This window comes from Vibrio sp. RW (genome assembly GCF_027587105.1).
In the GTDB taxonomy this organism is placed as follows: domain Bacteria; phylum Pseudomonadota; class Gammaproteobacteria; order Enterobacterales; family Vibrionaceae; genus Vibrio; species Vibrio toranzoniae.
On record NZ_JAPPTM010000014.1, the window covers coordinates 1 to 13,379 of the forward strand.

The 13,379-nt window shown below is 44.0% G+C and carries 11 protein-coding genes; 3 read left to right on the plus strand and 8 right to left on the minus strand.

Features of this window, described 5'->3' with window-relative positions; genetic code table 11:
* Positions 1-92: 92 nt before the first annotated feature.
* Positions 93-713: a YecA/YgfB family protein gene (locus tag OCT63_RS13415; RefSeq protein WP_269983870.1), complete on the minus strand. Its 621-nt coding sequence runs from the start codon at positions 711-713 to the stop codon at positions 93-95.
* Positions 714-916: 203 nt separating this feature from the next.
* Between OCT63_RS13415 and dusC the strand changes: the two genes are divergently transcribed.
* Positions 917-1,873 carry a tRNA dihydrouridine(16) synthase DusC gene (gene dusC / locus OCT63_RS13420; protein WP_082710318.1) on the plus strand — a complete coding sequence of 319 codons (957 nt, stop codon included), beginning with the start codon at positions 917-919 and terminating at the stop codon, positions 1,871-1,873.
* A 122-nt stretch (positions 1,874-1,995) separates the two neighbouring features.
* Here dusC and OCT63_RS13425 read toward each other — a convergent pair whose 3' ends face one another.
* The 3 genes from OCT63_RS13425 to yfbV all read right to left on the minus strand — a co-directional run bounded on the left by OCT63_RS13425 (position 1,996) and on the right by yfbV (position 5,408).
* Positions 1,996-3,468: a sensor domain-containing diguanylate cyclase gene (locus tag OCT63_RS13425; RefSeq protein ID WP_269983871.1), complete on the minus strand. Its 1,473-nt coding sequence runs from the start codon at positions 3,466-3,468 to the stop codon at positions 1,996-1,998.
* Positions 3,469-3,722: 254 nt separating this feature from the next.
* A complete protein-coding gene (locus OCT63_RS13430) occupies positions 3,723-4,688 on the minus strand; it encodes an ABC transporter substrate-binding protein (protein ID WP_269983904.1) in 966 nt (321 codons plus the stop codon).
* A gap of 267 nt (positions 4,689-4,955) precedes the next feature.
* On the minus strand, positions 4,956-5,408 hold the full coding sequence (gene yfbV, locus OCT63_RS13435; RefSeq protein ID WP_017054964.1) for a terminus macrodomain insulation protein YfbV: 453 nt from the start codon (positions 5,406-5,408) through the stop codon (positions 4,956-4,958).
* Between the two features lie 342 nt (positions 5,409-5,750).
* Between yfbV and OCT63_RS13440 the strand changes: the two genes are divergently transcribed.
* Entirely contained in the window at positions 5,751-6,947 is a 1,197-nt protein-coding gene (locus tag OCT63_RS13440; protein ID WP_046222695.1) for an acetate kinase, read from the plus strand.
* A gap of 147 nt (positions 6,948-7,094) precedes the next feature.
* Positions 7,095-9,260 carry a phosphate acetyltransferase gene (gene pta, locus OCT63_RS13445; RefSeq protein ID WP_161677957.1) on the plus strand — a complete coding sequence of 722 codons (2,166 nt, stop codon included), beginning with the start codon at positions 7,095-7,097 and terminating at the stop codon, positions 9,258-9,260.
* Positions 9,261-9,351: 91 nt separating this feature from the next.
* On the opposite strand, the gene OCT63_RS13450 is transcribed toward pta, so the two are convergent.
* The 4 genes from OCT63_RS13450 to oppC all read right to left on the minus strand — a co-directional run bounded on the left by OCT63_RS13450 (position 9,352) and on the right by oppC (position 13,373).
* A complete protein-coding gene (locus OCT63_RS13450) occupies positions 9,352-10,290 on the minus strand; it encodes a glutathione S-transferase family protein (protein WP_269983872.1) in 939 nt (312 codons plus the stop codon).
* Between the two features lie 183 nt (positions 10,291-10,473).
* Entirely contained in the window at positions 10,474-11,460 is a 987-nt protein-coding gene (gene oppF / locus OCT63_RS13455; RefSeq protein WP_017054960.1) for a murein tripeptide/oligopeptide ABC transporter ATP binding protein OppF, read from the minus strand.
* Positions 11,457-12,428, minus strand: coding sequence for an ABC transporter ATP-binding protein (locus OCT63_RS13460; RefSeq protein WP_017054959.1), 972 nt, complete (start codon positions 12,426-12,428; stop codon positions 11,457-11,459). Before OCT63_RS13460 ends, oppF begins: the two co-directional genes overlap by 4 nt.
* 42 nt (positions 12,429-12,470) lie before the next feature.
* Positions 12,471-13,373: an oligopeptide ABC transporter permease OppC gene (gene oppC, locus OCT63_RS13465; protein ID WP_017054958.1), complete on the minus strand. Its 903-nt coding sequence runs from the start codon at positions 13,371-13,373 to the stop codon at positions 12,471-12,473.
* Positions 13,374-13,379 lie beyond the last annotated feature (6 nt).

The window sequence follows — 13,379 nt, forward strand, 5'->3', positions numbered from 1 at the left end:
ATGTTCAGAAGCTAAAAAGTCGACCCAAAGGTCGACTTTTTATTACTTAAAGCGTGTTACTTACTCAAGCTAATTTCGTCAACAAACTGTGATTAGCTCTTTTTACCACAGCATTGTTTAAACTTTTTGCCGCTCTCACAAGGACAAAGGTCATTTCGACCGATGCCTTTAAATGGATTCACGCTCTGGGATTTATTACCCAACATAGCTTCATCAGCCGCCATAGCTACTTCTGAAATCATTAGATCGACTTGACCAACTAAATCTGTAAGCGATGGTGGGTTTTTAAGCCCTGCAGCGACCATTTGTTGCTGAGTTTGTTCTTCATCAATCGCTAACATCAAGGTTGTTAGGAGCGCTTGTAACATGCGCAGTGTACCATCCGCGACCGTCACGCTCTGCCACTGATCTTCCACTGTTGGCCAAACCATCATGAAACCTTCCGCAAAATCTGCGAACTGCTCATTGAAGTCACCTTCAGCCAAAACGTCAGTCAGTAAGTATTCACTACGCTGAATCAGGTTATGCTGGCGGTTAATCTGTTCCGTCACTAATGTTACAAGCTCTTTGCCCGCTTCAGGCGCTACAATAGCAAGCCATTCTTCAGGATCGAGTGGCTTTGTCGCTAGGTTAGACGCAAGGATTGCACCTTCAATAAACGGCGGCGTAATGTCTGAGATAGATTCAGGTAGGCTTAATAATTGATATGTCATGAAAGCTCTGGATATTGGGGCATTTTCGGTATTATAACGCCATCGCTCCTAAAATGTCGCTACTAACCGATGAAACCGACATCACATCTAACCGGCAAAGATATAGTAGTAGGTACACCACACTCATAGTGACAATCCTGTAAGCACACCGTACAATCACGCCTCTTAAATTTTCGGTACACTCAGTTTCGGTAGCAAACAATATGCGAGTAATACTTGGCCCTATGGAGGGCGTACTAGATCACCTAATGCGCGAAATTCTGACAGAGATCAATGATTATGACCTCTGTGTAACAGAGTTTGTGCGCGTAGTTGATCAACTTCTGCCTCCGCATGTTTTCCACCGTATTTGTCCTGAATTACATCAAGGCTCTCAAACTATGGCAGGTGTGCCTATCCATCTCCAACTTCTTGGACAACACCCAAATTGGATGGCCGAAAATGCCTTCCAAGCTGCGAGTTTAGGCGCTAAAGGCATTGATATTAATTTTGGCTGCCCTGCAAAGGCGGTAAACAAAAGTAATGGTGGAGCTTCACTGTTAAAAGAGCCAGAACTCATCTATCAAGTGGTAAAAGCCTGCCGAGAAGCCGTGCCCGCACACATTCCAGTCTCCGCAAAAATTCGATTAGGCTGGGAGCACCCTGAAGAGTGCTTTGAAATTGTCGACGCTATCGAACAAGCAAAAGCTGACGAACTCACCGTACATGCACGAACCAAAGTTGGTGGCTATAAAGCCAGCGAAATCAAATGGGACTACATCAATCAAATAAGAGAGAAAACGTCTCTGCCGTTGATTGCCAATGGGGAAATTTGGAACTATCAAGATGGCCAAGATTGCATTAAGGCAACAGGAGTGGATTCATTGATGGTCTGCCGCGGCGCCTTCAATATCCCGAACCTTGGTAATGTCGTTAAGCACGACCATCAGAAAATGCCGTGGAATAGAGTGATTGAACTTTTACTGCGTTATTCAGAGTTTCAAATTAAAGGGGATAAAGGCATGTACTACCCCAATAGGGTAAAGCAGTGGTTTGTCTACCTGAGTAAAGGTTACCCTGAAGCGAACGAACTATTTAAAGAAATTCGTACTTTCAAGAAAGCGCCTCCCATTGTAGAGCGCCTTCAGCGTTATCAAGAAGCACATCGCCAACCTGTCTAACTATTTACGCTTACCGATACAAGCGTGTTTTACTTATTAAAACCGCAATGACCTAGACAAAAACGTTTAGATAGACACGTGGCGCTTCCCTCTTTCTGACAAACATCGATTCAATAACATGGCTAAAACTCGATTCGGTTTTTACCCGTCGTCTTAGCCACATACAGCTTTTCATCCGCGTATTTGAATATCTCGTCAAAGTTGAGGTTGTTGTGTTCGGCCTCAACAATACAAACCCCACCAGATATCGTGAAACCATCAGGGATAATGTCCGTTGAGTTCGCGCTAATTGCATTTTTAACGCGTTGTAATGTTCTTATCATGGCCGCTCGATCATCACCTTCCAGATAAACGACGAATTCTTCTCCACCAAACCTTGCAGCTACATCGCTATTTCGAATGCTACTACTAATCTGACGCGACATATAACGAATCACATCATCACCTTTATCATGACCATAGGTATCATTAATCGACTTGAAGTCATCAATATCAAATACTATTAAGGCAAACAATTGGTCATGTTCTACACTACTCCAAAAAACTTCCAAGCCACGTCGATTCAATAACCCAGTCATAGGATCTTTGGCTGCAAGATCTTTAAAATAGATACGTTCCATATTGGAATTAACGTAGAAAAAAATCGTTACAGAAAACATATACACGATAATAGTCACAATAAGGCTGTCTTTCTCATAAACAAAAAAGTGCTCGATCTCTTTAGCAAGGTCAAACTCATAGTAAATCGCTTGATGAGACGCGACCCCTTCCAATGCGATCTCGTGATAGAAAGTGGCATTATCGGTCGGATTGACTAATGTGATATCAATGATATCAATTCGGCCCACTAGATGTTCATTAGAGTTAGCAAGTAACTTATCAGCATCAATATCCACCGATAACATCCCTTGATGGGCTCCTTTGTGGAATACTGGAATTGTCATACTAATAATTCGGTCAAGAGAGTCAAACCGGTATACAGGGCCAGATAGCGTTAGATGCTCTGGGTTGTTAGCTGTTTTCTGCCAATAAGGGCGACTTTTGATTGTCGACAGCAATTCTTTGCTTAACCCCTTAGCAAAATCTTCAGGTGATGAAATAACGTAACCACGTGTATCAATAAAGTAAATGCCGTTGTGGTATTCATCAATCTGGGATAAGAATGAAAGAATAGGCGCCAAAGTAATCTTTTTTGAGGCATTTATGTAACTGTCACTATCACTGCTTTCAGAACATAAAGACTCCTCACCAACCAACATATAGTTGATATCAATAGAGGGAATGTCTGAAGTTTTGCCATCAGCAAGCAGTAACACGTCAATAGGCCAAATACGGCAAAGGCCACCAACCACTTGTTTGTTATGGTCGAGGGAGAAAGGATTACCGGATTTATAGTAATTAGAAAAGCTGTAATCTAAGGCAGTGACTATTTTAGTCGTTCGTTTAAACACTTCTTCGATACGGTGAAATTCGCTGTCGATTTCCTTTCCTACAGTATCAAAATGGTTCTTACCTATTAAACCAAGCAGCATTAAGGCGATCACAGCAGGAAATCCGAAGACAAAGTGAAGGCTAAAGTGCCTGTTTACTTTCATATAATTTGCTCTTAGCGTTTAGCTTCTTTCATTTATACCATTAATATTATTACACTAACCCACAACCCTCTCGATATAAAATAATGTAAATTGATATTAACAGCAGGCCTAACGGTGAGCTAACTATTCACAAACTAATAAAAAAAGAACGCTGTTTGATATCAATGTGATTAAGTTTGAATCATTAAAAACTTATTCAAGCTCTGTTAACAAAGTAACTGATAGATCGTCCGTCAATTAAGACCTAAAGAGGTTTATCGGCTAACGACCGCGCGCTCAATCACAGACCGAGGCAATGTCACGCCAAGCTTACGAGCCGCGTTCAAATTGACAACGAGTTGAGAGCTCTGGGCAGTTTTGACACTCAACTTTCCAGGTTTTTGTCCATTCAGAATCTCTACGACATAGTCAGCGGTTTTCACTCCAACGTCATAATAATCTAGACCTAAACCTGCAATAGCTCCCTGCCCAACATAAGACGTCGCCCCTGCAACCACTGGCGTCCCTGCTCGATTCGCCGCTTTGATAAGACCTTCCATGCCGCTTGCGACGGTATTGTCCGTTAAGGCGTAGATAACATCAGACTTCCTAGCCACAGATTTTGCTTTTGCTTCTACGTCTTCAACGCTCAATGCTTTTTCAGTGAGGAGAGTGAAACCAAAGTCTCGCGTAGCCTTTCTCAATAGTCCAATTAAAGCAACCGCATTAGCTTCTGCCGGGTTATAAACGACACCAATTGAACTTGCCTGAGGAAAAAGTTCTCTAATTAACGATACATGTTGAGAGATCGGTGATAAGTCAGAAAGGCCAGTGACATTTCGACCCGGTTTTTCCAACTGTTTTACAAGCCTTGCCCCGATTGGATCTGTCACCGCTGTAAACACAATAGGAATGGATCGTGTTGCCGAGACCAGAGCCTGAGAGGTAGGTGTCGCGATGCCGACTAACACATGAGGATTTTCACTGACGAGCTTCCTAGCTATTTTCGCAGCTTGCGCTGGATTTCCATCAGCCACCTCATAGGAAAACTCTAAATTTTTACCGGATTCAAAACCGTTAGCTCGTAGCCCTTCAATCAATCCTAAACGTGTCGCGTTTAAATCAGGATGGTCTACCACTTGCGATACTGATACTTTGGCGATATTTGCCATCACGCTGCCAGTCCATAGCAACAGAAAACCACTCAAAGCAGCCGTTAATACTTTTTTTCCCGAAACCATCAATACTTCCTTCATCAAGATCTCGTTGTTATTGTTCGATCTAAGAGAATAATATCACACCCTCTACTGATAGTATTAATAACAACCATTAATAACTTGAAGTGATATCTAACAGAAACACAACAAAGTTCGAATTATGTGAGAAAGATTGGTCGGGATGAATCAGTAGATAACAAACTAGGAGAGCACAAGTAAATGCACAACATCTGAGAACAAGCCACCACGATGTGTAGCCGTTCTCAGACGATAGGGATCGATGAGGTATTGTTAGAACCAGCGTTCCATTGACGATTTATCTAACTGGCGGAATGCACGATTCAAAATGATCGCCAATTCTTTATAGCGAGGGCGTGGCTTCATTGGCTCTAAAGCAAAACCCGTTTCAGTGATCTTCTCGTGCAGTTCGCGATACCACGATACTAACGCTGGCGGGAGTTGAGTGTTTGAGCGATTGCCTAACCACCACATACCTTGAAGCGGTAAACTAATAGCAAACAAAGCCATAACCACTGCTTGCGGTATCGCTTGGTTATTATTAAAGACCATTTGCGTCAGAACGCTGATAGCAGCTATCGCGGGCATCACTTTTACACCAAAGCGCGTCGCTTTAATGATGCGTTGCTCTGGGAAAATAGCGTTTAACTCTTTTCGGACAGGCCAAAGATCCATGTATTTTTGGCCATCTTTTAAACTGCTCGTTAAACCAACTCTATTGCTCATATGAGTCTCCCACTAAAAAAAAGTTGAAATCATCAACTAAAAACACAAGAATTTGACGAAAAATAATATTATTTCAAATTTTTTTGTTATATTTGCACAATATCGCTATTATTTGCAGACCTCAATCTCATTGTTGCCCTTATTTACAATTTAAGCAACTTTGAGAAGACTTCTGCAAGGAATGCTCAAGCCTCTTTTTTGAAAAAGTGCGCTTTCACTTTATACGGAAATTAACGTTTTTTTGACCAAGGTTAGTACGCAAGCCCACGTGCTTCGTCTATTCTTGAGATTAATTTTCATCCTTAACTGATTTCGATCAGAAAAATTAACAGGTAGTCATTAATGTCTAAGCTAGTTTTAGTTTTAAACTGTGGTAGTTCTTCTCTTAAATTCGCTGTGGTTGATGCAGAAACAGGTGCGGAGCACCTCACTGGTCTTGCTGAGTGTCTAGGTCTTCCAGAAGCTCGTATGAAGTGGAAACTTGATGGCAAGCACGAAGCACAACTAGGCGCGGGCGCAGCTCACGTAGAAGCACTATCTTTCATGGTAGAAACTATTCTTGCTTCTAAGCCTGAGCTTAAAGCTAACCTTGGCGCTATCGGTCACCGTATCGTACACGGTGGCGAGCAATTTACTTCTTCTGCCCTTATCACTGATGAAGTTCTTAAAGGTATTCAAGACGCTGCGACTTTCGCACCTCTTCATAACCCTGCTCACCTTATCGGTATCGAAGCGGCTCAACAGAACTTCCCTGGCCTTAAGAACGTTGCTGTATTTGACACTGCGTTCCACCAAACAATGCCTTCTGAGTCTTACCTATACGCTCTACCGTACAACCTATACAAAGAGCACGGTATCCGTCGTTACGGCATGCACGGTACTTCTCACCTATTCATCACTCGTGAAGTTGCAGGCCTACTAAACAAGCCAGTTGAAGAAGTTAACATCATCAACTGTCACCTAGGTAACGGCGCTTCTGTATGCGCTATCAAGAACGGTCAATCTGTAGATACGTCTATGGGTCTTACTCCTCTTGAAGGCCTTGTAATGGGTACTCGTTGTGGTGACCTAGATCCTGCGATCATCTTCCACCTACACGACGCTCTTGGTTACTCTGTTGAAGAAATCAACAACATGCTAACTAAAGAGTCTGGTCTTGCTGGTTTGACTGAAGTGACTTCTGACTGTCGTTTCGTTGAAGACAACTACGGTGAGAAAGAAGAAGCAACTCGTGCAATGGACGTGTTCTGTCACCGTCTAGCTAAGTACGTTGCTGGTTACACTGCAACTCTAGAAGGTCGTCTAGACGCAATCACTTTCACTGGCGGCATCGGCGAGAACTCTGGTCCAATCCGTGAAATGGTGCTTAACCGCCTAGGCATCTTCGGCATCGAAGTTGACAGCGAAGCTAACCTTAAAGCTCGTTTCGGCGGCGAAGGTACTATCACTACAGCTAACAGCCGCATCCCTGCAATGGTTATCTCAACTAACGAAGAGCTAGTCATTGCTGAAGACACTGCGGAATTAGCAGGTCTTTAATTGATTTTTCTGACTAGTTTCACTTGAAGCTAGTCAGCTTTTCATACTAAGAAAATGGGGCTCAACTTCTATTCCTACCCCAATTTAAATATCGGTGGGGATAGCCGTTGAGCTTTTTTTATTTCCAATAGTCAAAGGTGTTCGTCAATGTCACGTACTATTATGCTTATCCCTACAAGCGCTGGTGTTGGTCTTACTAGTGTTAGCATGGGTGTTCTTCGCGCTATGGAGCGCAAGGGCGTAAGTGTTTCTTTCTACAAGCCAATTGCTCAACCTCGTAGCGGTGGTGATCAACCCGATCTAACGTCTACTATTATCAGCGTAAACAGCGACATTAAGATTGGTGAGCCGATCGCGATGACTAAAGCTGAAGCTTTGATCGGTAGCGAAAAAATGGACGAACTTCTTGAGTCTGTTGTTGAACAATACAACAAGATCAACAAAGACGCAGAAGTCACGCTTATTGAAGGCCTAGTTCCAACTCGTAAGCATCCATTTGCAAACCAAGTAAACGCAGAAATCGCGAAGACACTTGGCGCGGAGATCGTATTCGTTGCGACTCCTGGTACTGACAACCCTACGCAACTTAAAGAGCGTATCGAAGTTGCATGTTCTAACTTCGGCGGTACTAAGAACAAGAGTATTAAAGGTGTCATCATCAACAAGCTTAACGCTCCTGTTGATGAAGCTGGCCGTACTCGTCCTGACCTTTCTGAAATCTTCGATGATGCAGATAGCGCTCAACAAGCGAATCTTGAAGTCATGCAAATCTTCAACTCTAGTCCTATCCGTGTTCTTGGCTGCGTGCCATGGAGCATCGACCTAATCGCAACTCGTGCGGTTGATATGGCTAAGCACCTTAACGCTGAAATCGTTAATGAAGGTGAGATCTCTAAACGTCGTATTAAGAGCATCACTTTCTGTGCACGTTCTCTACCGCACATGATTGAGCACTTTAAGCCAGGTTCACTGCTAGTAACTTCTGCAGACCGTCCTGACGTTATCGTTGCTGCGGCACTTGCTGCGAAAAACGGTGTTGAAATTGGTGCAATTTTGCTGACTGGCGGTTACGACATCCCAGAAAGCATTGCTAAGCTTTGTGCACCAGCATTTGCTTCAGGCTTACCGATCTTCAAAGCTCAAGGTAACACTTGGCAGACGTCTCTAAACCTACAAAGCTTCAACCTAGAAGTCCCTGCGGACGATAAAGAGCGTATCGAGTTCGTTAACGATCACGTTGCTAGCCACATTGATGGCCCTTGGATTAATTCTCTATCTGAAGGCACTCAAGGTATTCGTCGTCTAAGCCCACCAGCATTCCGTTACCAGCTAACTGAATTCGCTCGTAAAGCGGCTAAGCGTATCGTTCTTCCTGAAGGTGATGAGCCACGTACAGTGAAAGCTGCGGCGATCTGTGCTGAGCGCGGTATCGCAACGTGTGTACTTCTTGGTAACCCAGAAGAAATTCGTCGTGTTGCTGCACAGCAAGGTGTTGAGCTTGGCGCTGGCGTTGAGATCATTGATTCTGCATCAGTTCGCGAAAACTACGTTGCTCGTCTAGTAGAACTTCGTGGCGCTAAAGGGATGACTGAAGTTGTCGCTCGCGAAAAGCTAAACGATTCAGTATTCCTAGGCACTATGATGCTCGAAGCGGGTGAAGTTGACGGTCTAGTTTCTGGTGCTGTTCACACAACGGCGAACACTATTGTTCCTCCGTTCCAGATCATCAAGACGGCTCCTGATGCTTCTATCGTATCTTCAATCTTCTTCATGCTTCTGCCTGATCAAGTGCTTGTATACGGTGACTGTGCGATCAACCCAGATCCAACAGCGGAACAACTTGCTGAAATCGCTATCCAATCTGCAGATTCTGCTGCGGCATTCGGTATCGACCCACGCGTTGCTATGATCTCTTACTCTACTGGTGAATCTGGTAAAGGTGCAGATGTAGATAAAGTACGTGAAGCAACCAAACTTGCTCAAGAGAAACGTCCTGATCTAGTGATTGACGGCCCTCTACAGTACGATGCCGCTATCATGGAAAACGTTGCTGCTTCTAAAGCACCTAACTCTCCAGTAGCTGGTAAAGCGACAGTATTCGTATTCCCAGACCTAAACACGGGTAATACGACTTACAAAGCGGTACAGCGTTCAGCAGACCTAGTGTCTATCGGTCCAATGCTTCAAGGTATGCGCAAGCCAGTGAATGACTTGTCTCGTGGCGCTCTAGTAGACGACATCGTTTACACCGTAGCTCTAACGGCTATCCAAGCAGACCAAGCCGCTCAAGCTGAAGAAAAAGTAATTAACTAATTTTTCTTTTGTAGAAAGCAAAAACCCTAGATTCTTATCTAGGGTTTTTTATGTCTAATGCTTAAGGTTATTTGATGCTCTTAAGATTAATCTAACCTCGTCCATGGGCCGATTCTAAATCAAGTGCAGGCCCTTTCGGCACAACTTGGGTTGGGTTAATACCTGTGTGGCTGTAATAATAGTGACGTTTGATGTGGTAAAAATCAGTTGTTTCTTTAATACCTTCGACCTGAAACAGCTCTTTCAGGTAGCCCTGAATATTAGCGTAATCCGCTATTCGCTGCTTGTTACACTTGAAGTGACCCACATACACTGCGTCGAATCGAACTAGAGTGGTAAACAATCTCCAATCCGCTTCTGTAATCTTATTACCCGCCAGATAACGGTGTTCGCTAAGATGAGCATCAACTTTATCTAACGCTTCAAATAAGGCGTCATACGCTTCTTCATAGGCTTCTTGTGTTGTCGAAAAGCCGGTACGATAAACGCCGTTATTAATGTTCGGATAGATATAATCGTTCCACTCATCAATCTTACTCGTCAATTCCCACGGGTAGTAATCATCCGTGTTGCCTGTTAACTCGTTAAATTCTGAGTTAAACATTCGGATGATTTCAGACGACTCGTTACTCACGATAGTGTTGGTTTTCTTATCCCATAAAACAGGTACTGTTACTCTTCCTGAATAGTCCGGTTTGGCTTGGGTGTAGATTTGGTGCATACGAGTGTGGCCGAAAAGAGGTTCCGGTAACCCCATTTGCCACCCTTCGCTCATCATATCAGGGCAAACCACCGTCACATCAACATGATCGGTTAGGCCTTTCAGCTCACGGAAGATCAGAGTGCGATGCGCCCAAGGACAAGCCAATGATACGTATAAGTGATAACGGCCGCTTTCCGGTTGAAACTGTGCGTCCGGCTTATTCTCTACCCAGTGACGAAAGCCTGCGTCTTCACGAACGAACTTACCGCCGCTTTCTTTGGTGTCGTACCACACATCGTGCCAAACACCTTCAACTAACTTGCCCATATCTAAACCTCTGCCTTGCAAATCTTTTCTCTAGTATAAAAAAGGCCCATTTTTTCAAAACTAGAATAAGTTGGCTTAGTTGTTCGAATTATTTGAAGGAGGTTTGTTTAGGTACAAAAAAAGCGCAACTCATCAACAAGTTGCGCTTAAGCCTGTCACAGGCTGAACCGATATCAATAGGTTCTAGACTTGTACATGCAAGCAAGAAACTGCATGTACGTCATTACCTTGAATGGTTGGCTTGGTCTGTGCGCAGATCTCGGTTGCTTGTGGGCAACGAGTACGGAACACACAACCCGATGGCGGGTTAATTGGCGATGGTAAATCACCTTCCAACATCTGGATCGTTTTGCTGCGCTCTAAGCGAGGATCTGGAATCGGAACTGCAGACATCAGGGCTTTGGTGTATGGGTGCTTGGGGTCAGCGAATAAAGCATCCGATTCACCCAGCTCTACCGCGTTACCCAAGTACATCACCAACACGCGGTCAGAGATGTGTTTAACCACTGACAAATCATGCGCGATGAATACCAAAGACAAACCTAACTCTTTCTGTAGTTCCATAAGAAGATTTACGACTTGAGCTTGGATAGACACATCCAATGCTGAAACTGGTTCATCACAGATGATCATCTTAGGCTTCAGAATAAGCGCACGCGCAATACCGATACGCTGACATTGACCACCAGAGAATTCATGCGGATAACGGTTGATTACGTTTGGCAGCAGACCAACCTTCGCCATCATCTCTTTAACTCTGTCCTTCACTTCCTGTTTAGAAAGCTCTGGATAGAAAGTTTGTAGAGGCTCGGCAATAATGTCGCCTACTGACATACGTGGGTTAAGCGACGCTAGCGGATCTTGGAAGATCATCTGAATTTCTTTACGAGTCTCACGACGCTTCACTTCTTGCATCTTAGTTAAATCTTGACCTAACCACATTACTTGACCGTCAGTTGCTTCAACCAAGCCGATAATAGCGCGTGCAAACGTTGATTTACCACAACCTGACTCACCGACTACGCCCAGCGTTTCACCTTCGTAAAGATGAACATCCACACCATCAACCGCTTTTAGATTTGATGGTTTCGCCCATGGCCAAGCTGACTTAGCCGCGATGCTAAAGTGAACTTTCAGGTCTTTAATATCTAATAGTAATTCTTTACTCATTTTGTCCAAGTCTCCCAATCAGAAAAACAAGCACGCTGACGATCTTTTGCAAATGGCTGCAAAATTGGTGCTTCTTGCTTACAACGGTCCATTACACGGTGACAACGATCCTGATAAGGACAACCTGTAGGCAGGCGAAGTAAGTTAGGAGGGTTACCTGGAATCGTCGGTAGAATTTCACCTTCGGTATCCAAACGAGGAATCGCTTTCAGTAAGCCTTCGGCATATGGGTGGCTTGGCTCGTAGAAAATTTCATCAACCGTACCGTATTCCATAGTACGACCGGCGTACATCACAAGTACTTTTTCACAAGAACCCGCAACCACCCCCAAATCATGGGTAATCATGATAATTGCCGTATTAAACTCATCTTTCAATTCGTTCAGCAATTCCATGATTTGCGCTTGAATAGTTACATCCAAAGCGGTTGTTGGTTCATCCGCGATAAGCAGTTTTGGACGACACAATAACGCCATTGCAATCATCACACGCTGACGCATACCGCCAGAGAACTCATGCGGATACATAGTAATACGCTTGCGAGCTTCAGGGATTTTCACCGCTTCAAGCATGCGTACTGATTCTTCAAACGCTTCGGCTTTACCCATGCCTTTATGCAGCATAAGTACTTCCATCAACTGATCACTTACTTTCATGTAAGGGTTCAGTGAGGTCATTGGATCTTGAAAGATCATTGCGATCTGTTCGGCGCGAACCTTATTAAGTTCCTTCTCTGGCAGATTGAGAATTTCATTGCCTTCAAACTTCGCACTGCCTGAAATAATGCCGTTCTTCGCCAGCAATCCCATCAGTGCAAATACCGTTTGAGATTTACCTGAACCTGACTCACCCACGATACCTAGCGTTTCGCCTTGGTTGAGTGAGAAATTCAGATCATTTACTGCGGTGACGATACCATCTTGCGTGGTAAATTCGACGCGCAGATCTTTGACATCTAATAAGCTCATTATTGCTTCCTTAATCTTTTATAGCTTTTGATTGCTATTTCGTTATCTGTCTTTTGGATCAAGCGCGTCGCGCAGACCATCACCTACGTAGTTAAAGCAGAACAGCGTAACTACCATGAATGCCGCAGGGAATGCCAGTTGCCAAATAGCAACTTCCATTGTTTGCGAACCTTCTTGTAACAGCGCGCCCCAACTTGTCATAGGCTCTTGAACACCAAGACCAAGGAAAGATAAGAATGATTCTGTAAGGATCATGCTTGGAATCAGTAGCGTTGAGTAAACCGCAACAATACCCAATACGTTCGGTACGATATGACGTGTAATGATTTTCCATTTGCTGACACCACATACGTGAGCAGCTTCAATGAACTCTTTACTGCGTAAGCTCAATGTTTGACCACGTACGATTCGTGCCATATCGAGCCAAGCAATCGCGCCGATAGCAACAAAGATGAGTACGATATTACGACCAAAGAACGTTACCAATACGATCACGAGGAACATGAATGGCACCGCGTATAAGATCTCTAGGATACGCATCATCACTCGGTCAGTACGACCACCAATGAAGCCTGAAGCAGCACCGTAAAGCGTACCAATCAGTACCGCTACGAATGCACCCATCACACCCACCATAAGAGAGATACGGCCACCAATCATCGTACGAACGTATAGGTCACGACCTAAACTGTCGGTACCAAACCAGTGATCTGCATTTGGACCTACGTGCATTGCGTACCAGTCAGTGTCATCGTAAGCATGCTGTGCCAGCATCGGTAAGAAGATTACCGATAGCACCATAATCGTTAGAATGAACAGACTGATCATTGCGGCTTTATTTCGCATAAAACGAATACGTGCATCCTGCCACAAGCTACGACCTTCAATTTCCAAACTCTCAGAGAAGTTTTCGATCGCTTCTAAATTTTCTTTTTTATTCAACATAACCAT

What these genes read in the sequence shown, in the direction of transcription:
- dusC (WP_082710318.1), top strand. Translation starts at nt 917, where the DNA reads ATGCGAGTAATACTTGGCCCTATGGAGGGCGTACTAGATCACCTAATG.
- OCT63_RS13460 (WP_017054959.1), bottom strand. Translation starts at nt 12,428, where the DNA reads ATGAGCTTATTAGATGTCAAAGATCTGCGCGTCGAATTTACCACGCAA.
- oppF (WP_017054960.1), bottom strand. Translation starts at nt 11,460, where the DNA reads ATGAGTAAAGAATTACTATTAGATATTAAAGACCTGAAAGTTCACTTT.
- OCT63_RS13450 (WP_269983872.1), bottom strand. Translation starts at nt 10,290, where the DNA reads ATGGGCAAGTTAGTTGAAGGTGTTTGGCACGATGTGTGGTACGACACC.
- OCT63_RS13425 (WP_269983871.1), bottom strand. Translation starts at nt 3,468, where the DNA reads ATGAAAGTAAACAGGCACTTTAGCCTTCACTTTGTCTTCGGATTTCCT.
- OCT63_RS13415 (WP_269983870.1), bottom strand. Translation starts at nt 713, where the DNA reads ATGACATATCAATTATTAAGCCTACCTGAATCTATCTCAGACATTACG.
- yfbV (WP_017054964.1), bottom strand. Translation starts at nt 5,408, where the DNA reads ATGAGCAATAGAGTTGGTTTAACGAGCAGTTTAAAAGATGGCCAAAAA.
- OCT63_RS13440 (WP_046222695.1), top strand. Translation starts at nt 5,751, where the DNA reads ATGTCTAAGCTAGTTTTAGTTTTAAACTGTGGTAGTTCTTCTCTTAAA.
- pta (WP_161677957.1), top strand. Translation starts at nt 7,095, where the DNA reads ATGTCACGTACTATTATGCTTATCCCTACAAGCGCTGGTGTTGGTCTT.
- oppC (WP_017054958.1), bottom strand. Translation starts at nt 13,373, where the DNA reads ATGTTGAATAAAAAAGAAAATTTAGAAGCGATCGAAAACTTCTCTGAG.
- OCT63_RS13430 (WP_269983904.1), bottom strand. Translation starts at nt 4,688, where the DNA reads ATGGTTTCGGGAAAAAAAGTATTAACGGCTGCTTTGAGTGGTTTTCTG.